This is a genomic window from Paraburkholderia ginsengiterrae (assembly GCF_001645125.1).
Taxonomy (GTDB): Bacteria; Pseudomonadota; Gammaproteobacteria; order Burkholderiales; family Burkholderiaceae; genus Paraburkholderia; species Paraburkholderia ginsengiterrae.
The window spans coordinates 83,531-107,730 of record NZ_LXKA01000022.1 but is presented as its reverse complement, the minus strand read 5'-3'; the positions used below and the strand labels follow the sequence as shown (position 1 = coordinate 107,730).

Genomic DNA, 24,200 nt, shown 5'->3' with positions numbered 1-24,200 from the left:
AGGTGAGGGTGTGCGGTTTCGAGCATGCGTCACGAGTCGATACAGCTTTCGGAGCAAGACACGATGCACATTGAGCTGAACCATGTCATGCCCTGGCGGATCGAGGATATCGACCTCACCCGCATTGATCGGCAGAAGGCAGCAGCGAACGAAGATCTGCTGCTGCTGTTGTGCGCCTCTTCGTTTATTGAAAGCGGCACCGATCTTTACACCAGTAATCTGAGTACGTTTTTCCACGGCGATCCCGAAGTCTCGGCCTGGCTCAACCAGGAGTGGGAGCCGGAAGAAATGCAACACGGCCGCGCGCTCAAGACATATATCGCCTACGTGTGGCCCGAGTTCGATTGGGACACGGCGTTTCGTAATTTTATGGAAGAGTATTCGCTGACGTGCTCCGTCGAAGATTTCGAAAAGACCCGCGCGCTCGAAATGGTCGCGCGTTGCGTGGTCGAGACCGGAACCGCAACGTTGTATCGCGCGATCGGCGAATGTTCGGATGAGCCAGTGCTCAAGGAAATTACCGACAACATCCGCACTGACGAAGTCCGTCACTACAAGCACTTTTTCAAGTATTTCAAGAAGTACAACCGGATCGAAGGCAATGGCCGGCTGGCCGTGCTCGGCGCGTTGATGCGCCGCGTGCTGGAGATCAAGAACGAAGATTCGGAAATTGCCTTGCGCCATGTCTTTGCGATCCGTTATCCGGAACGTGTGCGCGATTCGGCCTATAACCGCGAGCGCGCGGCGCGGATCAATGCGCTGGTGCGGCGCAATCTGTCGGCCGACATGTGTGTGAAGATGCTGCTCAAGCCGCTCGATCTGCCCGCCCGAATTCAACCGAGCGTGCATTACCCGCTCGCGAAGATCACGCAGCACGTGTTCTTCCGCTGATCGTCCGCGCGCAGGCCCGGCGATAAATGGCCCGCATTGGCGGGCCATTTGTTTTTCGGTGCATGATGCAAGCTAGTTGCCCGGCTCAAACCTGATCGGATGGATATCATGAGCGATTCCCCCGCACCCGAACGTCCACTCGAGCAGGACGTATTCGATGAATGGCCCGATGCCGTGCGCGCGTTGTTCGACGGCTTGTCGCTGGCGAGCAAGACGGGATTCACCGCGTCGCTGCTCACAGTCGATGCGAACGGCCATGTGCGCACCTCGCTGCTGAGTGCCGGGGAGTTGTATGCGCCCGACTCGCGCACGCTGTGCATCGCGTTGTGGCCGCAGGCGAGGGCGGCGCGCGTTGTCGCGCAGAACGGACGAGCGGCGCTCAGCTTCGTCTATGGCGAAGCGTTCTATCAGGTGCAGTTGCAGATGACGCCGCTAGCGAGTGTTGCTGGCGATGACAGTGGGCTCGTCTATCTGGTCGGTTCGATCGACACGGCCGAGGCGCAAAGCGTGCGTTATGCGCGTCTGACGAGCGGCATTACGTTCGAGCTACAAGGGGAGGGGAAGGCGGTGCTCGACCGGTGGGAACGGCAGATCGAGCATCTGAAGCAAGCGGCCGTTGCCGCCGGCCGGTAGTTTCTCAGTCAATGAGCAACCAGGGAGAGCGGCCGGCGAGCCGGCCGCTAACTCTCGGGGCTTAACGGCCGCGCTGGCCGCTACGCGTGGGTTGGCCACCGCGTGGCGCGTCGTTGCGCGGCTTCGCGCTGCCGCTCAGCAAAGCGCCCGGATTGCCGCCTTGCGGCTTGCGCGGCGCATGCTGCGCGGCGCTGCCTTCATGCGCGGCGGCGCGTGGCCGGTCGTCGTGACGCTGGCCGTCACGACGCGGCTGGCCGCCGTTTCCGCCCGTGCCATTGCCACCTGACCTTGCGCCCTGTGGCTTCGGCTGCTGCTGACCGTTCGCCGGGCGTTGACCCGTGCGTTGTGCCGGCTTCGCAGAACCCGCGCCGTCACGCTTCGGCGCGCCTTGACCCTGACGCGGCGAACGTCCGCCGCCGCCACCGCCGCCCTGGCCGCGGCGCAGGATCGGCTCCGGCTTCGCGGTCGGGTCCGGCTCGAAACCGGCGATCACTTCCTGCGGCACCGGGCGCTTGATCAGCTTCTCGATGTCCTTCAGCAACTGCAGTTCGTCGACGCACACCAGCGAAACCGCTTCGCCCGTCGCGCCAGCACGGCCCGTACGGCCGATGCGGTGCACGTAGTCTTCCGGCACATTCGGCAGATCGTAGTTGACCACGTGCGGCAATTGATCGATGTCGATGCCGCGCGCGGCGATGTCCGTCGCGACCAGCACCTGCAGCGTGCTGTCCTTGAACTCGGCGAGCGCGCGCGTACGTGCCGACTGGCTCTTGTTGCCGTGAATGGCGAGCGCGCTGATGCCATCTTTGGTCAACTGCTCGGCGAGGCGGTTCGCGCCGTGCTTGGTGCGCGTGAACACCAGCACCTGGAACCAGTTGTGCTGCTTGATCAGATGCGTAAGCAGTTCGCGCTTCTTGTCGCGATCCACCGGGTGAATCTTTTGCGCGACCGTCTCTGCCGTCGTATTGCGGCGCGCGACTTCGATCAGCGCCGGCGAGTCGAGCAGATTGTCGGCGAGGGTCTTGATCTCGTCGGAGAACGTGGCCGAGAACAGCAGGTTCTGCCGCTTCGGCGGCAGCTTGGCGAGTACGCGCTTGATGTCGTGGATGAAGCCCATGTCGAGCATGCGGTCCGCTTCGTCGAGCACGAGAATCTCGAGATGCGAGAGGTCGATGGTCTTCTGCTGCATGTGGTCGAGCAAGCGGCCCGGCGTCGCAACGACGATGTCCACGCCACTCTTGAGCGCGGCAATCTGCGGATTGATGCCGACGCCGCCGAACATCACCGTCGATTTCAGCTTCAGATATTTGCCGTACGCGCGCACGCTTTCTTCAACCTGTGCGGCCAACTCACGCGTGGGCGTGAGGATCAGCGCGCGCACGGCGCGCTTACCCGCGCCCGTCGCAACGGCAGGCATGGCGTGCAGACGCTGCAGGATCGGCAGCGTGAAGCCGGCGGTCTTGCCGGTGCCGGTTTGCGCGCCGGCCAGCAGGTCGCCGCCGTTGAGCACGGCGGGAATCGCCTGGGTCTGGATCGGAGTCGGGGTGGTGTAGCCGAGTTCGTTGACAGCGCGGACCAGCGGTTCGGACAAGCCGAGGGAATCAAAAGACATAAATGCTCTTTGCAATGCAGTTTCGCGAACGGCTCACACGGACATAAACGCGGCACGACCACGCCCGTTCTGGCGTGGTCGAGGCCGAAGCCCGGTTCCGTTCGCTGAGAAATCGGCGGCACGCTCAGAGGCATGCCGAATGCTTCAACGCGCTACAGACACGTTGACTGGCCTTAAGTTGCATTTCGCCGCCGTGGAATGTCACGCGACGTAGCGCGCGACACTGACGAATTGACACAGACTGCCCGCCAGTACGAACAGGTGCCAGATACCATGTCCGTGCCGGATGCGCTCGTCGTTGATGAAGAAGTAGATGCCGACGCTGTAGATGACGCCACCGGCCACGAGCCAGGCGGTACCCGCTGCCGGTAAGGCTTCAACCAGCGGGCGGACGGCAACGAGCGCGAGCCATCCCATCAGGACATACAGCACCATCGAAACGCTGCGGGTGCGTCGCCCGAGCGTCAGTTCCTGCACGATGCCAAGAGCGGCAAGCCCCCAGCTTACGCCAAACAGCGACCAGCCCCACGGTCCGCGCAACGTGACAAGCGTGAACGGAGTATAGCTGCCGGCGATCAGCAGGTAGATCGCCGAATGGTCGCATTTTTGTAAAACCACTTTCACGCGCGGATTGCGCACGCTGTGGTAAAGCGTCGAGATAGCATACAGCACGATCAGCATCGCACCGTACACGCTGAAGCTGACCACCTTATACGCGTCGCGTTCTATCGCGCCCATCGTCACGAGCGTCGCAAGACCCGCCACCGACAGCACGGCGCCGACGAGGTGGGTAATGCTGTTGAAACGCTCCCCGACTTGCACGACTTTTTCCTCCTGCGCGGCAACATGTAAACAAATAGCCTCACATGATACCGGTCCTGCAAAAACGAAGGGCGCGGCCGCGATGTCGCAGGCCGCGCCCCAGGTCCAACGAACGCTGCTTAGTCGAGCGGCGCCGAACGCAGATCGGACACTTGCTGCGGCGACACAGCCGTGCCGTGGTTGCCCCACGACATACGGATGTACGTCACAACGGCCGCCACTTCCGTGTTCGACAGTGCTTGCGCGAACGGCGGCATGCCGTACGGATGCGGGTTGGCATCCGTGCTCGGCGGGTAACCGCCGTTCAACACCATACGGATCGGATTGACCGCCGACGGCATCTGGATCGACTGGTTATTCGCGAGCGGCGGGAACGACGGCGGCATGCCGAGACCATTTTCCGCGTGGCACTTCGCGCAGTTGTCAGCGTAGATCTTCTGACCTTGCTTCAACAGTTCGCCACCGAACTTTTCCGACGTTTCGAGCTGCAGCTGCTCAGGCGCCTCGCTCTTTTGCGGAATCGTCTTCAGGTACGTGGCCATGGCGTTGATGTCCGCGTCCGACATGTACTGCAGGCTGTTGTGCACCACTTCAGCCATCGGACCGAACACGGCGCCGCGGTTCGACACGCCGGTTTTCAGCAGATCGGCGATGTCTTTGGTTTCCCAGTCGCCGAGGCCGGCTTCCTTGTTCGACGTCAGCGACGGCGCATACCAGTTCTGCAGCGGGATCAGGCCGCCGGCGAAGGCCGCCGAGTTGACCGGGCCGCCCATGGCATTGATCGACGTGTGGCACATGCCGCAGTGGCCGAGGCCTTCGATCAGGTAAGCACCGCGGTTCCATTCGACCGACTTGGTCGGATCCGGCTTGTACTCGCCTTCACGGAAGAACAGCGTACGCCAGCCGATCAGCATGTTGCGCTGGTTGAACGGGAATTTCAGTTCGTGCGGACGGCTCGGCACGTTGACCGGCGCGACCGAGCGCAGGTACGCGTAGATCGCGTCCGAGTCGGCGCGCGTGACCTTCGTGTAGCTGGTGAACGGGAAGCCAGGGTACAGCAGGCTGCCGTCTTTCGAACGGCCGGTGTGCATGGCGCGATAGAAGTCGTCCTGCGTCCACTTGCCGATGCCGTATTGGTCGTCAGGCGTGATGTTCGGCGTGAACATCGTGCCGAACGGCGTGAGCATGGGCAGGCCGCCGGCGAATTGCTTGCCGCCGCGCACCGTGTGGCAGGCGATACAGTCGCCGGCGCGGGCGAGGTACTCGCCCTTCTTGATCAGCTCGGCCTGGTCGGCGGGCGTGGCCGCCATGGCCGTGCCGTTATGCAGGTTGTCGCCGCCCGACCACAGGACGGGAACGAGGGCAGCGGCCGCAACGACGACGACTGCCGAGAGGGCGAACAAAGACTTGCGTTTCATTTGAGTGTCTCTCCCGGTGCCTTATTGCGGTTCGCTGCCGCAGGCAAGCGGAGTCTTCAACGAGCGGGCCGGAGCCGGCACGGGGTTTTGTGGAGCCTGTCGCGTGGAAAGCCATGCGGCAACGGCGTTCACGTCTTCGTCGGTCAGGCGCGTGGCGATGGTGTGCATGCAATCTGGCGCGATCGCATGACGCGAACCCGAGCGCCATGCGCCGAGCTGCGCGCTGATGTAGTCGGCGTGCAGACCGACCAGGCCCGGGATAGCGGGTTGCATACCGGTCAGCGCCTTGCCGTGGCAAGCCGCGCAAGCCGGGATCTGCTTCGAGGCGTCGCCGTTCAGCACGATCTGCTCGCCGCGCGAGAGCGTGGCGGCCGACACCGTGGCCTTGGCCGGCGTCGGATACGGCGGACGCTGCTGCGAGAAGTACGTCGCGATCTGATGAAGGTAGTCGTCCGAGAGGTACGTGACGAGGTAGTTCATCGGCGGGTACTTGCGGCGCCCTTCTCGGAAATTCTGCAGCTGGTTGTACAGGTAGTCGGCCGGCTTGCCCGCGAGACGGGGGAAGTAGTCGTTGTCAGTACCCTGACCATGAGTGCCGTGGCAGGCCGTGCAGCCCTGCACGCGCGCTTCCATCGTGTCGGGGGCCTTCGGTTGAGTCTGCGCTTTCGCAGCGCTATAGACACCCGCGGAGCCGATCAGCAGAAGGGCAAGCAACGGGCGGAAAATGCGTCTTGAAGACACGCGTAACTCCATCAATATCGGGGACCTGACCGAACTTCGAGCGGCTCGGTGTGAAGGGTAGCCGGCGCTGCGGCGACGCAGCATTCTATCATCGAAGGGTAATGGTGACTATTTGGCACATTAGAGAAGGTTCCGGCTGTGCCTACTATGCGACACTTTGCCGCGTTCTGCAGTTTCGGTGCCTTTTTCGCCACCCCGGATTCGTCTGCGCAATCAAGGCCGTGCGCCACGAGTGCGGGTAGCCAAAGATAAAGCCGGTTGAACCCACGCCCGCGTGAACCATCGAAGCGTACACTTCCGGGCGCGCCGGCTTCTGCCCGGCATGGACCTGCCCAGGTCCGGCGTTCACCGTTTCCCTGATCATCCGCTATCGGCCTTACATGAAGCTATTCAAATTCCCCCGTCCGGTCTTGCGCGCGCTGGCTGTGGCGTCAACCGCGCTAGCCGCGGACCGCCACCGTACCCAAGGCAACTTCTCGATGATTGTCAAATGAGCGTCGACGGACTCTGGATCGGGCAGGTCGCTATGGCTGCGCTCATGAACGTCGCGTTTGCGTTTGCCGTTGGTTCGGCGTTGCTCGGCGCGTGGCTCGCGAAAGACGCGCAGACGAAAATCTCGCCCGCGCGCCCCGCGTGGTTGCGCGCGCAACGGTTGATGCTGACGGCCACCGTCGTGCTTGTGCTCGCGGATCTCGGCTGGCTGCTGTATCAGGCGGCGTCGATGAGCGGCGTCACGCTGCCGGCCGCGATCGGCGTCGTGCCGACCGTGCTGACGCAGACGCATGTCGGTTATGGCTGGAGCCTCGCATTTGCCGGCGCGCTGGTGCTGCTCGGCACGGCCATGTCCAGCAGCCATACCGGCATGTTGCGCAATGCGCTGCTGTGGCTCGCCGTCGTCGCGGTCGCCGCGGGCAAGGCATCGCTCGGGCACGCCGCCGACGCCGGTCCCGCCTCGGCCGCGATCGCCATGCAAACGCTGCATGTGCTCGTGACCAGCGTGTGGGGCGGCCTGGCGTTGGCGGCGGGGCTCACGGTCCTGCCCGCGCTCAGCACCTCGACCGCGCGCGGCATGCTGATTCGCACAGCGATCCAGGTGTCGAATGTGTCGATTGTCGCGGTCGCACTGGTGTTGGTGTCCGGCATTTTCAATGGCGTGCGGGGTTCCGGCGGCTCCTTCGCAGCGATCGAGCTGAGCACGTGGGGACACGTGCTGACGCTCAAACTCGCGCTGGTCGGGCTGGCGCTCGTGCTGGGCGGCCTCAACCGTTTCTCGGCACTGCCGCGCCTGCGCCGTACCGCTTCGACAATGGATGCCCACACGTTCGTCAACGTGCTGTATCTGGAAGCGCTGGCGATGCTCGGCGTGTTCGTCGCGGCAGCCGTGCTGTCGCATAGCGTGCCGGGGTTCGCCGCGCTCGGTTGAGGCGGCGGGGCTTCAGGCTTCAGGCCCGCGCCGCATAAAAAAGCGCCGCACGGCATGCATGTGCGTGCGGCGCAATACACACGGTCGCCTGGCCGCGGCCAGCAAGCCGGTTACTGCTCCTTATGCGGCGAGCGTGCGGCTCGCCCGTTCCAGTGTCTCCTCCGGAAACATCTCCTGCTGCAGCTCGCCCGCGTCGCTGAACCACTGGCAGATCATCCAGTTGCCTGGCGCGAACAGCACCGGGCCGGCCCAGGTTGCGGTCATCGTGCGTCCGCCGGACTTGAGTTTGAGGACTTCGCCCGTGCGAAACATCGGTGTCGCTTGACCGGTGAGCCGCTTGATCAGCTGCATGATGGATCTCCGCTTACTCGAGGCCGAGCCGGTGTCCGAGGATCGGCGCGCAGAAGAGCGCGATGGCGCATCCCGCGGCTTTGCCTTCGAGTTCCGCGCCCGCGACACGCGATCCGTAAAAAGTGGTCAACAGGTCGAAGAGTTGCGGCAGGCAATACACGACCGCGGCACCGATGAAACACTTCTCGACGACCGAAATGCGCCAGCCGCGCTCGAAGGCGAGCATCGCGCCGATGATGCGCAGCACGCCGAACAACACCAGTGCGCCGACGGCGGCCTGTTCGCGCAGCAGATAGTCTGGAAGGAATTCGCCCATGATGTGCCCCGTTGCATGTGTTGTTTTGCATGCATTCGAGCAAGGAGCGGGCCAACTGTCTGTCCGATACCGAGCGAACTGCTTGGAAGCCAGTCTGGATAAGGCTTTGCGGGGAGTGATGCGGGGCCGGAAAGGGGCTGGAAAACGCCTGTTCGAGCCGATTCGGTCCGGAGTGTTACGTTACTGCGACGGCCCGTGCGTGACGTCACCGTAACGGCGGGCCGGATGTGGCGGGCGTGTCGGCGCCGCCAATGGAAACGCCGCCCTCGGGCGGCGTTTCATTCCGGGGATTAGCCCTTCATCACCATTCGGCGACGCTGCCGTCCTCATGGCGCCACACCGGATTGCGCCAGCGATGACCGACCTTCGCCATCTCGCGCACCTTCTCCTCGTTGACCTCGATGCCGAGACCCGGACCTTGCGGAATCGACACGAAACCGTCTTCGTATTTGAAGACTTCCGGGTTCTTGATGTAATCGAGCAGGTCGTTGCCCTGGTTGTAGTGGATCCCGAGGCTCTGTTCCTGAATGAACGCGTTGTAGCTCACCGCGTCGATCTGCAGGCAGGTGGCGAGTGCGATCGGGCCGAGCGGGCAATGCAGCGCGAGCGCGACGTCGTACGCTTCGGCCATCGACGCGATCTTGCGGCACTCGGTAATGCCGCCCGCGTGCGACGCGTCCGGCTGAATGATGTCGACGTAACCGCCCGACAGGATGTGCTTGAAGTCCCAGCGCGAATACAGACGCTCGCCCAAGGCGATCGGCGTGTTGGTCTGGTTGACGATGTCGCGCAGCGCCTCGGCGTTTTCCGACAGCACGGGCTCTTCGATAAAGAGCAGCTTGTACGGATCGAGCTCTTTCGCCAGCACCTTGGCCATCGGCTTGTGCACGCGGCCGTGGAAATCCACGCCAATGCCGATATTCGGCCCGACCGCCTCGCGCACCGCCGCGACATTGTTGATCACGCCTTGCACCTTGTCGAAGGTGTCGATGATCTGCAACTCTTCCGAGCCGTTCATTTTCACGGCCTTGAAACCGCGCTCCACCACCGCGCGCGCGTTGTTGGCGACGTCGCTCGGGCGGTCGCCGCCGATCCACGAATACACCTTGATCTTGTCGCGCACCTGCCCGCCGAGCAGTGCATGCACCGGCACGCCGTGATGCTTGCCCTTGATGTCCCACAATGCCTGGTCGACGCCGGCGATCGCGCTCATCGTAATCGGGCCGCCGCGGTAGAAGCCCGCGCGGTACATGACCTGCCAGTGGTCTTCGATCAGGAGCGGGTCTTTGCCGATCAGATAGTCCGACAGTTCTTCCACCGCGGCTGCGACCGTGTGCGCGCGGCCTTCGACGACCGGCTCGCCCCAGCCGACGATGCCTTCGTCGGTTTCGATTTTCAGGAAGCACCAGCGCGGCGGAACGATGAAAGTTTCGAGCTTGGTGATTTTCATGGTGTGCGTCTCCTAACGGCGTGCGCGCCTGCGGAATATTTCGAGGATTCCCATGCTACAACAAAAGCGCGTTTAAGTACTATTAATAGTATTATTTGCCACATAGTGGCGAGACGCCGAGCGGCGCGAGGAGGGTTCGGAGCAGTGGGTATCAAGGTCGGGATGCCGGATAATCGCGCTCGTTCCGGCTTAGGTTCCGATAACAATGACGCCGCAAGGCCGCTGGGAGAAAGCTATTCAGCACGATCTGCATGGGCGCGTCGCCCATTTGCTGGCGACCGCGATACTGCGCGGCGACTACGCGCCCGATTCGATCTTGCCGCGTGAAGCGGAGTTGATGGAGGCGTTTGGCGTAAGCCGCGCGGTGTTGCGCGAGGCGCTGCGCACGCTGACTTCAAAAGGGCTGATCGAATCGCGGCCGCGCGTAGGCACGCGCGTGCGGCCGAAAAACGCGTGGAATCTGCTCGATGCCGATGTGCTCGACTGGTACTCGCGCGTCGCCGAGCCGATGGCGTTCGCGCTCAAGCTGCAGGAAATGCGCGAGATGATCGAGCCGTATGCCGCCGGTCTGGCAGCGGCCTCGCATACGGACGATACCTTCGCCGTGCTCGCGGAGTCTCATGCGGCAATGGTGGCGGCGCGTAATGTCGACGAATGGGTGCGCGCCGATCTGCTGTTTCATCTGAGCGTGCTGGCCGCGTGCAGCAACGAATTGCTGGTGCCGCTCGGCTCATTGATCGAGCGCACGCTCGAAGGTCAATTGCGGCTGAATGCGAAGCGCGCGGACGTGTTCAATGCGTCGCTGGCCGAACATACGGCGGTGTTCGAGGCCATTCGCGAGCGCGATGCCGCCACGGCGCGCGCGGCGATGGCAGGGCTGTTGGGGGTGACGCGAAAGCGCATCGAGGGCTGATCAATCCATCGCCGCATGGGCCGCCGATGCATCCGGCGCGTGGCGTGGAGGGCGGATCAGCACCAGCAGCGGAATGACCAGCAGCGTCGCCACGAACATCAGCTTGAAGTCGTTCAGATAGGCGATCATCGAAGCTTGCTGCGTGATCGACGCGTTCAGCGCCGCCATGTCGTAGTTCGAGCCGCTGTTCAACATTGGCTGGATGGCGGGATTGAAGCGCGTGATATTCGCCGCGAGGTCCGCATGCGAGACCTGGGTGTTGCGGGTCATCAGCGTTTGCACGATCGAAATGCCGATACTGCTGCCTATATTGCGCATCAGGCTGTAGGTCGCGGTGCCGTCCGCGCGCAGTTCGGGTGTGAGCGTCGAGAAGGTCAGCGCGCTCAGCGGCACGAACACGAGACCGAGTCCGAAGCCCTGAATCACGCCGGGCCAGACGATATCCGACGCTGATAGCACGATGGTGTATTGCATCATCTGCCATAGCGCGAACGCCGAGATCAGAAAGCCGGTGAGCAGCAGAAGCCGCGCGTCGAACCGCTTGAGCAGGCGCCCGGCGAACAGCATGGCGAGCATCGTGCCGGCGCCGCTCGGCGCGGTGACGAGGCCGGTGGTCGCGACCGGATAGTTCATCAGGTTCTGCAGCATGGGCGGCAGCAACGCGCGTGTCGCGTACATCACGGCGCCGATCACGAAAATGAAGAAGGTGCCTGTGGCGAAGTTCGGATCCTTCAGCAACTCGTACTTGAAGAACGATTTCTTGCCGACCGTTGCCGTGTGCACGATGAAGAACGCGAAACTGATTGCCGCAATCAGTGCCTCGATGACGATCTCGTTCGAACCGAACCAGTCGAGTTGCTCGCCGCGATCGAGCATGGCCTGAAATGCGCCGATGGCGAGCCCTAGCGTGGCGAAGCCGAAGGCGTCGAACGTCACGTCGTGTTTGGGCTCGCGTGAAGGCAGGAAGGTTGCCACGCCGAAGAGGGCGAACGCTCCGATCGGCACGTTGATGAAGAACACCCAGCGCCAGTTGTAGCTGTCGGTGAGCCAGCCGCCGAGCGTCGGCCCGAGAATTGGCCCGACCATCACCCCCATGCCCCACACGGCCATTGCCTGCCCCTGCTTCTCGCGCGGGTTGATGTCGAGCAGGATGGACTGCGACAGCGGCACCAGCGACGCGCCGAAAATCCCCTGCAACAAACGCGACGCGATGATCTGCGTGAGCGTCTCCGACAGTCCGCACAGCGCCGACGACACCGTAAAGCCGCCGATCGCGACGATCAGCAGCCGCTTGATGCTCAGGCGATCGGACAGCCAGCCGGTGAGCGGCGTGGCGATCGCGGCGGCCACGATGTACGAGGTCAGCACCCACGTGATTTCATCCTGCGACGCGGACAGCGTGCCCTGCATGTGCGGCAGCGCCACGTTCGCGATCGTGCTGTCGAGCGTCTGGATCAACGTGGCCAGCATGATCGAGATGGTGATCATCGGCCGGTTGAGCGGCGCGGCGGCTGTGGCTGCCGGGGTGTCGGAGGACATGGATGAACGGGGGCGTTGAAATAGTAAGCATGCTTAGTATATAGGTTGTGTGCATGCCGGCTACCAGGAATTGTGCGGAGCCTGAATTGCGTCCGTTTCGACGTTGCGATACGAGAGGTTTTCGTATAATCCGCGCATGAAAACCCAACTCGATGAGCGCTTCGGCTTTCTGATTTCCGACGTCGGCCGTCTGACGGGCAAGCGGTATGACGACCTCGCGAAGTCTTCAGTCGATCTGACGCGCGCGCAGTGCCGTGTGCTGGCTTACCTTTCGCATTACGGCGATATCAATCAGGCGCGGCTCGCGGATTTGCTCGAGGTCGCGCCGATTTCGGCGGGGAGGTTGCTGGATCGGATGGAGGAGGGTGGGTGGATTGAGCGGACTGCTAATCCGGAGGACCGTCGCGAGCGCCAGGTGCGGATGACGGAGAAGGCGGAGCGGACGCTGGGCAAGGCGCGGAAGGTTGGGGATGAGGTGGCGCGTGAGGCGCTGAGCGGATTTACCGACGAGGAAGCGAAGCAGTTGATCGCGCTGTTGCAGCGGGTGCGCGGGAATTTGAGTCGGTTGGTGGATCGGTGAGTTGGTGGTGCCGCGGCGAGTGGGTAGCGGAGGTGGTGGTTGTGGGTGTTCGCCTTTCCTGGCCGGTTGGGGCTCTGGTTTTGATCGCCGCGGATTTTGATGCGCGTTTGGCTACTTCGCGTCAGATGCCGGTGCTGGGCCTGATGATGGCGCTAATTCGAAGCAGGCGGGCGCTTTCGGTTTTGCGTCCGATTGTTGCGGGTCGATGCACTTGAAGGCGCTTTGATCGCGTTGGACGAAAATTGTGTCGGTCGGGCCGCCAGTGCCGTGGGCGCTGTTCACGACGGCGACGATTTTGTAGCCGTCCTGCAGGAGCGTGGAGAGTGTGGTCGCGCTTGCGCGCCATTGGCTGTCGGGTGAGGTCTGGGCCTGAGCGGTTGGCGCGGATGCGGCGCCAAGAAGGGCGAAGGAAGTAGCGGCCGCGGCAAGCGCGGTGGTGCGGAACGTCATCAAGAAACCTCCTTGAAATTGCGGTGTTGCGATTTGGAAAACCGACAAGGAAATGTGGGTTTTCAGGTGTGACTTTAGCAGGGTGGGGTTGGTGCCCTTCGGGGGAGACGTTTAAGCGGCTGTCTCCGGGAAGCAAGGTGCGTGGTGATGACGACGCATCAGCCGGCGGTTGGCCGTGCGGTACACTTCAAGCACTGCGGAGACACCGTGGTCTCGGATTGGCGTCTGAGAACGATACAGGGCTTGCTAACCCTATCCGGAGGTGCATCATGCGCCAGACTCTCGTTCGCCCTGAGCAAAATTTATCCCTTTCCCGTAACTCCACTCCCGAGCCTGCTCGGCCTGCGGCAGTGGCCGAGTCCTACGCTCTGCAACGCACTGAACTACTTTGCGCGCTGGTTGCGGCGGAAAGGTCCGCTCTGGCCTTTACTGCTGGCACCCCCGGACATATCAAAGCGAAAGCAAGGGTGACCCGTTTGCAGAACAATCTGCGCTTGCTCAATCATCAGGCTGGTGGAACTAGAAAGCGCCAGAATCTGGTGGAATTCCTTGTTGAGATATTCCGAGAACGGGTGCGGCCGAACGAATGGGCGGCTATCGTTGCCGAGGCTCGGCGGCGTCATGATGCGCAATTGGGCGGTGCTGCGCCGGACGGGGAGCCGTTAGCTCGCGGCTAACTGGTTTGAATTGGCGGTCCGTGCTCATTGCGGGCCGCTGCACCGAACATAGAGGCAACGAAGCGTGCAAGGCTCCCCTGGCTTGTCTCAGGGGGCGCGCGTCGACCCACAAGAGACATCCCGCTTTCTCAGAAACGGATCTTTATCGGTCCGTCAGACAACTGGTAAATCGCCGAAAAATTAGAGCCATCGCCAACAATTACCACTTCATGAAACTTTCTGGGAGCGATGACAGCTCGAAAACCCAAGCAAGTTTTTTTCCCAGCGTCATCAGAATCGACCTCGTAGACTGGACGCCCTTTGATCCGGCACAGTCCGGCGCTAACGAAATCTTCACCTACACCGCAGACACGTGAACATCGGCCGGGTTTGCAATCTCAATGACGCGTGAACTTCAAGCCGCGGTGCGAATGTCAAGTTGACGTGGGCGGTGCCGCGAGCCCTCTTATCTTTGGGTGCACTGTCACTGTATATTCCACTACCGCGGTTGACATACGATAAACTCATTGGATTCGTGAGTCGCTCTTTGGAGCGTCAAGTATCCAGAGCACGCCCGATCAGGCAACAGGAAATCGACATGTCAACTCCATCCTTTGGCACACTTAAATACAGCTTGGATTCACTTCAGCAGAAGGCGCGCGAACGGACCGTTAAAACTCAAAACGTTGAATATGACCTAGAGACGTTGATCAAGCGAATTGGTAACAAAACTATTAAACTCGATCCGGATTACCAGAGAAGGCATCGCTGGTCGCCGGAAACTTCGTCTCGATTGATTGAAAGTGTCATACTTAACATCCCGATTCCAGTCATATTCATCTCGCAAGATGTGGACGTTGATGAAGAAGCGGCTGGCAACCCACGTTATACCGTGATTGACGGGCAACAACGTTTGACGGCGATCTTCGACTTCATGAAAAACGAATTGCCGCTATCCGAGCTTGAGACGCTTTCGGAGTTGAACGGTGCATATTACAAGGACCTTCCGCCTTTCCTCATTAGGCGGCTAGAGGAGCGAACGATTAAATGCCTACGGATCGACTCCACCGTCGATCCTCAGGTCAAGTTTGATATTTTTGAGCGCCTTAATACAGGCTCTATTAAACTTGAATCGCAAGAGCTTAGAAATGTTACGGCCCGAGGACCATTCAATGACGCTTTAAAAATGATGGCAAAGGGGGAAAATTTCAGGAAACTTATTCAAGTCACTGAAAAATACCCTGAGGACAATACTAAAGTGAAAAAAATGGAGGATGTCGAATTAGCACTTCGATTTTTTGCACTGAAGATCGAAGGCCACGATAAAATAAAAAAAGGATTTAAGGAATTCTTAACGGCAAGTTTGAACGAATTCAACAAGTTTAGCGATTCTGAGATTATGTCGCTAACGGAGCAATTCGAGGGTTACATGAACTTTTTGCTTGAAGCATTGGGACCACAAGCCTTTTCTAAATGGCGAGTAGAATCAAGCAGCCTCAAGAAAATGTCAAATTTCAATGCCGCAGTATACGATGCAATCGCGGTTGGCCTGGCATCGACTGTATCGATTGATGAACTTGCGAAGAACCGAGACTCCTTGACCAAATCACTGAAGGCTGCGCGCGAAGAGCTATTTCGAGACGCGAAATTTTTTGAAGCAGTTTCTGGAAGTGTTAATGATGCTGCCAAAGTAGCGACTCGCATTAAGATGTTTGCGGAACGACTTGCCTCATGAGTACGGCTGCATTCGACGTCGCCTGTTCGATTCCAATACGGATTCAAGAACTTGATCGCCTGACAAAGCTGGCGAGCGAACATGAATCCAGCAACGAGCAAACGTACAACACCTTATGCCGGGCATGCTGTGTATTGATGGCATCACATTTAGATGGGTTTTTGAAAGATCTCGGAAAAAGCCTTGCTACCGATTTAAATTTTTACCTCAAGTCATTTGGCAGCATGCCTGAAGCAATGAAGAGGTCGTTTTGCGAAAAAATCGCCTTCTACGAGGGCGTTCCCGCTGATGAAATAAATCATCGCGTAGCACAATTGCATTCTTTTTTCTCAACGAATTCTGTCGCGATTGATTTGAACGCTTTCAGCTACAAGGAAAACAAAAATAGAAATTCCGGCCCAGACGTTATCGAGGCCACACTGTCCAAAATGGGAGTGCCCGCGGTCCTGCGGTCAATGACAAATGTAAAGATTGAAGACATTTTTAAAGACGACACAGCCCAGGCATATGCAATTCGACGCGATATGCGAAGATATCGGTCATTTTTATATAGCTTTCCATATCGTCGATTACCGGCGCGGTATGCATTTAATTATGCCGCCGCAAAAGCCGCAAAAGGAAAATCGGGAAGTTCGCTCTGGCACGATTTTATCGAAGAAGTTATGCGACGGCGCCACAGCATCGCTCATGGTGACACGATGACAAATGACACAAATGTCAAGCAATTGAACCAAGATATAGAGAAAGTGGATGTCCTGATGCATGGAGTTTTATACTCTGCAACCACTTATCTCACAAAATGAGTAACTCAAAAAATAGAGCCAAATTTTTCAATTGTTCGTGATTCGCTCCAAAGGATTTATAAATAATTCAAGCCAGCCGCAAGCCTCACGCATTCCGGACCGACACACCCCCAACACCTAGCGAAGACTGATGCTTCAACGTCCAAAGCCGATCTCCGACCTGTTTGCGTTCTTGAGCCAACATCACAACATCAATATCGAAGTACAGCACGGCTTCATCACAGAGTCGCTGTCCCCCTCTCGGCTCGAGGATCGCGCGATCTTGTTGATGCAAAAGGTATTGCAGACTCAGTCACAACCAAAGCTCGACCCAATCTGCAACTTTCTAAAGGAGGTAACCGCGGCCGGCGCACACCGCAGCTTCAAGGCCTTTCGCGACTTTGCCACGGAGAGCGGCAAGTATGAGCTGATCGATGGTCTTCGCCGACAGGACGGGTGGGGGCCCAAGACTGCCGCCCTGTTCGTCAGGAATTTGGGATACATCGAGCTCGAGCCGACCCTGAAAAACAAATTCTGGCCGGACACGAGCGTTCTCGCCGGGGACAACCTGCGTCTTCCGGTGGACAGAGTGATTACCGCCGTGTTCGAGGCGCTCGCGCCTCGCCTTCCGGAAGGGCCTTCAGCCACTATCGCCGGGATCAATGAATATCTGCACGACCGGCTTTGCTACCGCGATCAAGAGCTACTGATATGGGACGACCTCTGGTTCTGGGGCTTTATCACGCAAAAAAACGCTAAGGGCGGCCCGCGCGAGCACGGATGGAACGAAGCCAAATATTGGGCGGTGCCTCACGCACCCAAGGACGCACTCTCGATCGGTAGGATCAAGGCAACGAGCGACAAGTTTTTGGAGTTGGTCTCTTAAAACCGCGTGATCGCGCGCGCCATACGGAACGCAACGCCGATCGATGGCGAGATTCGAACCGCCTTCAGGGCCAACTGCCGCCGCCCGACGGCCTCCCCTGAATGCGGGTGTGCCACTAGCCTAGCGCCGAGCCGGCGAGCTACGCACCAACGCCGTACAATCCGCGGGGATCGCAAAGTTTATACATGAGATAGCCCTGTACCATAAAGAAAGGATTGCGGTCAGTTTTCGCGACCGTGCAACGTTATTGAAACGAGGGTCTTCGCAATCATGCCTTTATTCGTACGCCACCGTTCCGTTAAACTCGCTGGCAGCCGTAGACATTATAAGTTGACGATAGATTCCTCCCAGCGGAGAGCAATACCTTGCAACAATCGGTCGCCTTGCGTTACTCATTAAAATATCACCGCCAAGTAAAGATATTTCTAGTACATAATTATCTGTGAACTCATGGCAGTCAAATTTTACTTTTGCATTCGGATTGTGAAACACATACAAGCCGTCAAGCAGATGCTCTGGCTGGTCCTCGCTAACCTCATGAATTTTGTAGTGAGGAAAATTGAAATCAAATCGAACATTAATTACGTGAGCTGGATCAATCTGAATTGACTTGCTCAGAGATGACAACTTTCCTAATGTGATGGTATTGGAAAAAATAATCGCAGAAACATCTCTCATTCGCTCATTGAAAAATATACCCAAATCAATCTGCGCACTTCCCCCGGGCTTGGTTACGGATTTCTTTTGCTCGAATCTCTTGTTTTCCGGAGAATAGTACTGGCCGTACAGCAGCGCTAGCATTGAGTATATGTACTCTTTTCCATAATTAATCTGATCGTAAGATGCCAAGGCCACGACGAATGGCTTATCAACACTTACCCACGCGCACTCCTTGTAGCCCGGAATCCATTTTCCTTTCTTGTTGAAGTATCCAGTGTATTTGTTTAGTTTTTCGCCGATTGAATTGGAGTGCCTAACAATTGCCTCATCAATGAGATCCGAGAATTCAGCATCCGTTTTGATGGGCAGCAACATGTTGAAGTGATCGTCAAAGGTCCTTTCGGATTCTGATATCCCTCCTTTTTTGATTTCTGAGACTACTGCTTCCACATAAAATCCAGCGCTACCTTCAACGACAAAATCAGGTCGATTGTATTTGTGAGTCAGTGTCACCCCAACCTCTTTAAACACCGCATGAAGATAAAATTCCCAGAATGCAGAATGAAAATTCTCCTGAAATTCTCTTGCTATCTTGTTATCTCTATCGTGAAAATCGTTCACCCAACCTTCAATGATTAATTTGGCACCTCTATAATAAGGTTCGTCACGAAGAAGTTTAAATTTTGGATGCAAATTTTCATCCAAAACTCCGTCAACTCGCGTAAAGACGTCCATTCGTCAAACTCCTTTCGATATACACAATCATTCTAACTAGCTGTGCGTTCTTGTAAAGTGGCTTTATTTGTGACAGATATCAATCAGTCACATGCAGCGTGCTGACTACCTATGATGAAAGAAGCGACGCAGGCGCTTTGAGAGCAGGCGACATCATCTATTCAAAGGTAGCTCCGGCAGCAAACAAGGAACGTCATACTAGGTCGAGGTGATCTCACCGTCATCCACAACCAGCCTTAAAAGCGATTCTCTAAGTCGCGCCCAGCGGCCCCGCACGTGCGGCAAAGGCGGGCTCACAAAGCCTCTTTCGGTTCTCTTATACGTTTCGTCCACGAATCTCAAGAATGGATTGTCGACAATGTCGAAGGACGGTTCATGGCCGAACTCGGTCCGATTATGATCGACTCAACTCGCCGTATGTCAGCACGCTCCGGAACAGGCACGAGCCTGCGGCCATTCAATTCTCAGTCAGGTAAAGACGTTAGTTTGTAGGCGACGGCATTCGCGCTGCAGCGACTTGCAACGAAGCTTGGAACGCGCCTCCTGGGTTCTCGGCTGTGAGCAGCGTAAATAGAAATTCCGTTGTCGCATCGGTTGCTGACATTTGATATACGAGTTCATGAAGCTGTCCCGCTGGGCTGGGCAAAATCTTATCTTCGACGACCGTGAGATTCAGTCCGGGACGTTTGCTTCCATCGATCAGTTTATGAAAATCAGCTTCGACCTCTCCCGGATCAGCTGCTCTTGCCCAAACAGCACATGCGCGGGTCGTCCCTCTGATCGAGAGTGCAAAACTCCCATATTTCGCAGGTACAGCCCACGCTTTTCCATTTTCTCCGTCTCCAACGAAGACCTGTAAAGGAATTGCGTCGGTAATTTCGTGTAGATGCCATTCATTCGCCCAAGCTTCGACCCCAGTCGGTCGTCCCATGTTGGGCACGCAAGCCTTCATGAAGAGTCCAACCGGCGGCAGGATCTGCGGCCAATGCAAGATGGGATGCGAGTGCTGAAGTAATACCCAGAACCAAGACAAGCTTGCGGATTTGATTTCTTATGGTTTTCCTTTTGCCACGCTGAATTGGTGCTGACTTCTGCCGCTCGCTGATTGTCGGCGATGTACGGGAGCTAGTCGAGTGACCGAAAGCTGGCCGCATCCGGAAGTTCGGCAGCCGACAAAGTTGTGCCTGCCATCGCTTCAAACCGGATGCGTGAACTGCGCGCCTCGGCGACGGCAGGCTTTAGACGGCCCACAGCCGTTCGAATGCGCAGTGCCTTCTGAGCCGAATGCTCTAAGTTGATCCACCCAGAGCCCAATGCCGATCAGTTCGGCAGAAAGCCACGCACACCTGACGCCTTGCCCGTGTCGATTTCCCCCACCATCATTCGTCGTAGTGGTGAAGGCGGCAATTACCGCCCGACACAACGTAATCCCGATAGCTTTCCCAGGAGAAACACAATGCGCGTAATGGTCATGGTCAAAGCGACCCCCGAATCCGAAGCCGGGCAAATGCCCAGCATGGAGCTCATCGCGGCGATGGGCAAATATAACGAGGAATTGGTCAAGGCCGGCATCATGCAGGGCGGTGATGGACTGAAGCCGAGTTCCAAGGGTGTGCGCGTGAAGTTTTCAGGCAAAGATCGAACTGTCTATGACGGCCCGTTCGCCGAAACCAAGGAACTGATCGCCGGGTACTGGATCTGGCAGGTCCAATCGATGGACGAAGCGATCGATTGGGTACGCCGCTGCCCGAATCCGATGGTCAGTGACTCGGAGATCGAAATTCGTCCTTTCTTCGAGCCTGCGGATTTCGGCGAAGCTTTTACGCCGGAGCTTCAGGAGCACGAGAAGCAACTGCGGCAACAAATTGACGCGCAAACCCGCTGATACGGTTACGTGACGCAGAGATTTCTGCGTCACAGCCTGTCGCCCGTGCTCGCAACTCCACACCGCACAACCCACCGGAAAACAAAAAAGCCGCTGCTTCTATCGAAGCAGCGGCTTTTTCTTGCAACTGGTGGCGAATCAGGGACTCGAACCCCGGACCTGCGGATTATGATTCCGTCGCTCTAACCAACTGAGCTAATTCGCCGAAAGAAGCGAGATTATGCGGACGGCGCCGGAGGCTGTCAACCCCCGGCGCGCAACTTTTTCAAGATTCCGGGGCAATCACGCGTTTCAGTCCCTCGCGTAGATGTCCGAGTCCTTGGTTTCCTTCACGAACAGCATGCCGATCACGAACGTGATGAGCGCGATCACAATCGGATACCACAGCCCCGAATAAATATTCCCTTTCGCCGCCACAATCGCGAAGGCGGTCGCCGGCAGGAAGCCGCCGAACCAGCCATTGCCGATGTGATACGGCAGCGACATCGAGGTGTAGCGGATCCGCGTCGGGAACATTTCCACCAGCATCGCCGCGACCGGCCCGTAGACCATCGTCACGTAGATCACGAGGATCGTCAGGATCGCAATGCTCATCGGCCAGTTGATCTGCGACGGATCAGCCTTCGGCGGGTAGCCGGCGGTCTTCAGCGTCGTCGAGAGCGACTTGTCGAATGCCTTGCCCTGATCCTTGGCGTCGGCGGCCTTGCCGTCATACGTGTTGATCACCGTATCGCCAACCTTGATCTGCGCCTGCGTGCCCGCCGGTGCGGCGACGTTCTCGTAGTTCAAGCCAGCCTTCGACAGCGCGCTCTTGGCGATGTCGCAGGAACTCGTGAACTTCGCGGTGCCGACCGGGTTGAACTGGAACGAGCACTCATCCGGATTCGCGATCACGACGATCGGCGCCTTCTGGGTAGCGGCTTCCAGCGCCGGGTTGGTGTAGTGCGTGAGCGCCTTGAACAGCGGGAAGTAGGTGCACGCGGCGATCAGCAAGCCGGCCATGATGATCGGCTTGCGGCCGATGCGGTCCGACAGCGAGCCGAAGAACAGGAAGAACGGCGTGCCGATCAGGAGCGACAGCGCGATCATGATGTTGGACGTGGCGCCGTCCACCTTCAGCGTCTGGGTCAGGAAGAACAGCGTGTAGAACTGACCCGTGTACCACACCACGGCCTGGCCGGCGGTCACGCCGATCAGCGCGAGAATCACGACCTTCAGGTTTTTCCACTGGCCGAACGCTTCGGAGAGCGGCGCCTTGGAGGTTTTGCCTTCGGCCTTGATGCGTTCGAACACCGGCGACTCATGCAGTTGCAACCGGATCCACACCGACACGCCCAGCAGGATAATCGACGCGATAAACGGAATGCGCCAGCCCCACGCGCCGAACGCGTCTTCGCCCATTGCCGTGCGCACGCCGAGAATCACCAGCAGCGACAGGAACAGGCCGAGCGTGGCGGTCGTCTGGATCCACGCGGTGTAGAAGCCGCGGCGTCCCGTCGGCGCGTGTTCGGCCACATAAGTAGCGGCGCCGCCGTATTCGCCGCCAAGCGCGAGACCCTGCAGCATGCGCATCGCGATGAAGATCACCGGCGAAGCAATGCCGATCGCCGCATACCCCGGCAGGAAGCCGACGAGGAACGTCGACAGACCCATGATCACGATCGTGATCAGGAAGGTGTACTTGCGCCCGACCATGTCGCCGAGTCGCCCGAACACGATCGCGCCGAACGGCCGCACCGCGAAACCGGCAGCGAAGCTGAGCAGCGTGAAGATGAAGCCGGCGGTCGGATTGACGCCCGAGAAAAAGCTCTTGCTGATGAAGGCCGCGAGTGAACCGGCCAGATAGAAGTCATACCACTCGAAAACCGTACCCAGCGACGATGCGAAGATCACCCGCTTCTCATCGCGCGTCATCGGCACGTGCGAGATTTGCCCGCCTACGCTAGCCATATGTCGTCTCCAATATTGATATGCACGCGGTCCGCCGGTAAAGGCGTTCCCGTGAAACCGATTATTGGAGTGGAAACTTACGGCCTACTGACGTGGCGAGGCGAAATAGTCGCACAACGCGAATTGAGGGTTTTTATCTAACGTCGGTCAAATTGCTATAAAACCGGTTCAACGTGGTAGCAAGTAATCTCAATATCGCGTTGGATCGTTTTTACGCCCAGGCGGCGTTAGGGTAAATCCCGCCCCCTTTCAAGCACATGTAAGCTGACACGCACGAGCGTTCCCGCAAGCCGCGGCGAGGTTTGATAGACGTTGTCGTCGATACTCAGCTCGCCGCCGTGCATGGTCGCGATCTCGCGGACAATCGCAAGGCCAAGGCCGCTGCCGTCGCCCTCGCGCCCGAGTATCCGGTAGAAGCGCTCGACCACCCGCGAACGCTCCGCCAGCGGAATGCCGAGACCCGTGTCCTCGACTTCCAGATGCACGAGCCGCGCCGGCGCGTCATGCCTGACTCTGACGGTGATCCGCCCGCCTTGCGGCGTGTAGCGGATGGCGTTGTCGATCAGGTTCGACAGCATTTCGCGCAGCATGACCGGATTGCCGTCCACTTCGACAGGTTCTTCCGGTCCTTCGTAGCCCAGGTCCATCTGCTTGGCGAGCGCGGCTTGCACCCAGTCGCGCACCGCGTTGCGCGCCACTTCGGTCACTTCGACCGGCGTGAAAATCTGCCCCGACATGCGGTTCTCCGCGCGCGCGAGCGCCAGCAGCTGCGTGACGAGTCGCGCGGCGTGCTCCGAACTGGTGGCGATCTGTTCGAGCGAGCGGTGGACTTCCGCGGAGACGTCCTGGCGCAGCGCCAGTTCGGCCTGGGTGCGCAGGCCGGCAAGCGGCGTTTTCATCTGATGCGCGGCGTCGGCGATAAAGCGCTTTTGCAGCTCCATGTTCTGTTCGAGGCGCGTCAGCAGATCGTTGAACGAGGTGACGAGCGGCTCGATTTCGGGCGGCGCGCGGCGTGCCTCGAGCGGCGACAGGTCGTCCGGACGGCGCGCGCGGATATGCGCCTGCAGCGCGTGCAGGGGCGCGAGGCCCCGCGACAGGCCGAACCACACCAGCAGGATCGCGAGCGGCAGGATCACGAACTGCGGCAGGATCACGCCTTTGATGATGTCGTTGGCGAGCTGGCTGCGTTTGTCGAGCGTTTCGGCGACCTGCACCAGCACGGCTTGCGCGCCGGGCGTCTGCGGAAACTCGACGGTCGTGTAGGCGACGCGGATATCGTTGCCGCGCAGCACGTCGTCGCGGAATTCAACCAGACCGGGCTGCGGCCGGTCTTCCTCGTGCGGCAGCGGCATGTCGCGCTCGCCGCCCACCAGTTCGCCGCGCGTGCCGAGCACCTGATAGAACACGCTGTCCACATTGTCGGTACGCAGAAAATCACGGGTGGAGTCGGGCAGCGACAGTTCCGCCACGCCGTTGACCGGGTGGATCTGACGGGCGAGCACGTAAGCGTCGGTTTCGAGCGCGCGGTCGAACGGGCCGTTCGCGATCGACTTGGCGACCAGATAGGTCACGGCAAGGCTCATCGGCCAGAGCAGCAGCAGCGGCGCCAGCATCCAGTCGAGAATCTCGCCGAACAGCGACCGTGGGCGCGCCTCGGCGGCGGCTTCGGATTCGTCGGGCGGGGCGAACGGATTGGCGTAGCGCTCGTCGCGTGCCTCGTCGAGGTCCGCCGCGTGCGCTGTGGCGCGGTCTGCGCGGGCGGACATGGCGGC

The 24,200-nt window shown here is 59.2% G+C and carries 23 protein-coding genes and 1 tRNA gene; 10 read left to right on the top strand and 14 right to left on the bottom strand.

Going from position 1 to position 24,200, the window contains the following annotated elements:
• The first annotated feature begins 63 nt into the window (after positions 1–63).
• Positions 64–891: a ferritin-like domain-containing protein gene (locus tag A6V37_RS01560; RefSeq protein ID WP_064268927.1), complete on the top strand. Its 828-nt coding sequence runs from the start codon at positions 64–66 to the stop codon at positions 889–891.
• Between the two features lie 108 nt (positions 892–999).
• Positions 1,000–1,524, top strand: coding sequence for a pyridoxamine 5'-phosphate oxidase family protein (locus A6V37_RS01555; protein ID WP_064268926.1), 525 nt, complete (start codon positions 1,000–1,002; stop codon positions 1,522–1,524).
• 61 nt (positions 1,525–1,585) lie between these two features.
• On the opposite strand, the gene A6V37_RS01550 is transcribed toward A6V37_RS01555, so the two are convergent.
• From A6V37_RS01550 to A6V37_RS01535, 4 genes are all read right to left on the bottom strand, one after another.
• Entirely contained in the window at positions 1,586–3,136 is a 1,551-nt protein-coding gene (locus A6V37_RS01550; protein ID WP_064268798.1) for a DEAD/DEAH box helicase, read from the bottom strand.
• Between the two features lie 201 nt (positions 3,137–3,337).
• A complete protein-coding gene (gene trhA, locus A6V37_RS01545) occupies positions 3,338–3,958 on the bottom strand; it encodes a PAQR family membrane homeostasis protein TrhA (protein WP_064268797.1) in 621 nt (206 codons plus the stop codon).
• A gap of 119 nt (positions 3,959–4,077) precedes the next feature.
• On the bottom strand, positions 4,078–5,376 hold the full coding sequence (locus tag A6V37_RS01540) for a c-type cytochrome (RefSeq protein ID WP_064268796.1): 1,299 nt from the start codon (positions 5,374–5,376) through the stop codon (positions 4,078–4,080).
• Between the two features lie 21 nt (positions 5,377–5,397).
• Positions 5,398–6,129, bottom strand: a complete 732-nt coding sequence (locus tag A6V37_RS01535) for a c-type cytochrome (RefSeq protein ID WP_064268795.1) — start codon at positions 6,127–6,129, stop codon at positions 5,398–5,400.
• 478 nt (positions 6,130–6,607) lie between these two features.
• Between A6V37_RS01535 and A6V37_RS01530 the strand changes: the two genes are divergently transcribed.
• The gene (locus A6V37_RS01530; RefSeq protein WP_064268794.1) at positions 6,608–7,540 is read left to right on the top strand and encodes a CopD family protein; all 933 of its coding nucleotides are present in this window, start codon (positions 6,608–6,610) and stop codon (positions 7,538–7,540) included.
• A 120-nt stretch (positions 7,541–7,660) separates the two neighbouring features.
• Here A6V37_RS01530 and A6V37_RS01525 read toward each other — a convergent pair whose 3' ends face one another.
• The 3 genes from A6V37_RS01525 to dgoD form a co-directional block, all read right to left on the bottom strand.
• Positions 7,661–7,891: a YodC family protein gene (locus A6V37_RS01525; RefSeq protein WP_064268793.1), complete on the bottom strand. Its 231-nt coding sequence runs from the start codon at positions 7,889–7,891 to the stop codon at positions 7,661–7,663.
• 13 nt (positions 7,892–7,904) lie between these two features.
• A complete protein-coding gene (locus A6V37_RS01520; protein ID WP_064268792.1) occupies positions 7,905–8,207 on the bottom strand; it encodes a hypothetical protein in 303 nt (100 codons plus the stop codon).
• A 301-nt stretch (positions 8,208–8,508) separates the two neighbouring features.
• Positions 8,509–9,657: a galactonate dehydratase gene (gene dgoD / locus A6V37_RS01515; protein ID WP_064268791.1), complete on the bottom strand. Its 1,149-nt coding sequence runs from the start codon at positions 9,655–9,657 to the stop codon at positions 8,509–8,511.
• 205 nt (positions 9,658–9,862) lie between these two features.
• On the opposite strand from dgoD, the gene A6V37_RS01510 reads away from it, so the two are divergent.
• Positions 9,863–10,570, top strand: coding sequence for a FadR/GntR family transcriptional regulator (locus A6V37_RS01510; protein ID WP_064285706.1), 708 nt, complete (start codon positions 9,863–9,865; stop codon positions 10,568–10,570).
• On the opposite strand, the gene A6V37_RS01505 is transcribed toward A6V37_RS01510, so the two are convergent.
• Positions 10,571–12,109: a DHA2 family efflux MFS transporter permease subunit gene (locus tag A6V37_RS01505; protein WP_064268789.1), complete on the bottom strand. Its 1,539-nt coding sequence runs from the start codon at positions 12,107–12,109 to the stop codon at positions 10,571–10,573.
• A 136-nt stretch (positions 12,110–12,245) separates the two neighbouring features.
• Here A6V37_RS01505 and A6V37_RS01500 point away from each other — a divergent pair, with 136 nt between their 5' ends.
• On the top strand, positions 12,246–12,689 hold the full coding sequence (locus A6V37_RS01500; protein WP_064268788.1) for a MarR family winged helix-turn-helix transcriptional regulator: 444 nt from the start codon (positions 12,246–12,248) through the stop codon (positions 12,687–12,689).
• Positions 12,690–12,800: 111 nt separating this feature from the next.
• On the opposite strand, the gene A6V37_RS01495 is transcribed toward A6V37_RS01500, so the two are convergent.
• Entirely contained in the window at positions 12,801–13,139 is a 339-nt protein-coding gene (locus A6V37_RS01495; protein ID WP_064285704.1) for a hypothetical protein, read from the bottom strand.
• 269 nt (positions 13,140–13,408) lie between these two features.
• Between A6V37_RS01495 and A6V37_RS40385 the strand changes: the two genes are divergently transcribed.
• From A6V37_RS40385 to A6V37_RS01480, 4 genes are all read left to right on the top strand, one after another.
• The gene (locus A6V37_RS40385; protein ID WP_131799889.1) at positions 13,409–13,816 is read left to right on the top strand and encodes a hypothetical protein; all 408 of its coding nucleotides are present in this window, start codon (positions 13,409–13,411) and stop codon (positions 13,814–13,816) included.
• 577 nt (positions 13,817–14,393) lie between these two features.
• The gene (locus A6V37_RS01485; RefSeq protein WP_064268785.1) at positions 14,394–15,530 is read left to right on the top strand and encodes a GmrSD restriction endonuclease domain-containing protein; all 1,137 of its coding nucleotides are present in this window, start codon (positions 14,394–14,396) and stop codon (positions 15,528–15,530) included.
• Positions 15,527–16,333: a HEPN domain-containing protein gene (locus A6V37_RS40380; RefSeq protein ID WP_131799888.1), complete on the top strand. Its 807-nt coding sequence runs from the start codon at positions 15,527–15,529 to the stop codon at positions 16,331–16,333. Before A6V37_RS01485 ends, A6V37_RS40380 begins: the two co-directional genes overlap by 4 nt.
• A 130-nt stretch (positions 16,334–16,463) precedes the next feature.
• Positions 16,464–17,198, top strand: coding sequence for a hypothetical protein (locus A6V37_RS01480; RefSeq protein WP_064268784.1), 735 nt, complete (start codon positions 16,464–16,466; stop codon positions 17,196–17,198).
• A 276-nt stretch (positions 17,199–17,474) separates the two neighbouring features.
• Here the strand turns inward: A6V37_RS01480 and A6V37_RS01475 are convergent, their stop codons facing one another.
• Together A6V37_RS01475 and A6V37_RS40375 are read right to left on the bottom strand one after the other, a co-directional pair.
• Complete coding sequence (locus A6V37_RS01475; RefSeq protein ID WP_064268783.1) at positions 17,475–18,593, bottom strand: hypothetical protein; 1,119 nt, start codon at positions 18,591–18,593, stop codon at positions 17,475–17,477.
• Positions 18,594–19,074: 481 nt separating this feature from the next.
• Complete coding sequence (locus A6V37_RS40375) at positions 19,075–19,545, bottom strand: NMCC_0638 family (lipo)protein (RefSeq protein WP_131799887.1); 471 nt, start codon at positions 19,543–19,545, stop codon at positions 19,075–19,077.
• Positions 19,546–20,049: 504 nt separating this feature from the next.
• Between A6V37_RS40375 and A6V37_RS01465 the strand changes: the two genes are divergently transcribed.
• A complete protein-coding gene (locus A6V37_RS01465) occupies positions 20,050–20,478 on the top strand; it encodes a YciI family protein (RefSeq protein ID WP_064268781.1) in 429 nt (142 codons plus the stop codon).
• Between the two features lie 128 nt (positions 20,479–20,606).
• Here the strand turns inward: A6V37_RS01465 and A6V37_RS01460 are convergent.
• The 3 genes from A6V37_RS01460 to A6V37_RS01450 all read right to left on the bottom strand — a co-directional run bounded on the left by A6V37_RS01460 (position 20,607) and on the right by A6V37_RS01450 (position 24,194).
• Positions 20,607–20,683: transfer RNA gene (locus tag A6V37_RS01460), tRNA-Met, on the bottom strand.
• An 86-nt stretch (positions 20,684–20,769) separates the two neighbouring features.
• Entirely contained in the window at positions 20,770–22,428 is a 1,659-nt protein-coding gene (locus tag A6V37_RS01455) for an MFS transporter (protein ID WP_064268780.1), read from the bottom strand.
• 227 nt (positions 22,429–22,655) lie between these two features.
• Positions 22,656–24,194 (bottom strand): sensor histidine kinase, encoded by a 1,539-nt coding sequence (locus tag A6V37_RS01450; RefSeq protein WP_064268779.1) that lies wholly within the window; start codon positions 24,192–24,194, stop codon positions 22,656–22,658.
• Between the last annotated feature and the right edge of the window lie 6 nt (positions 24,195–24,200).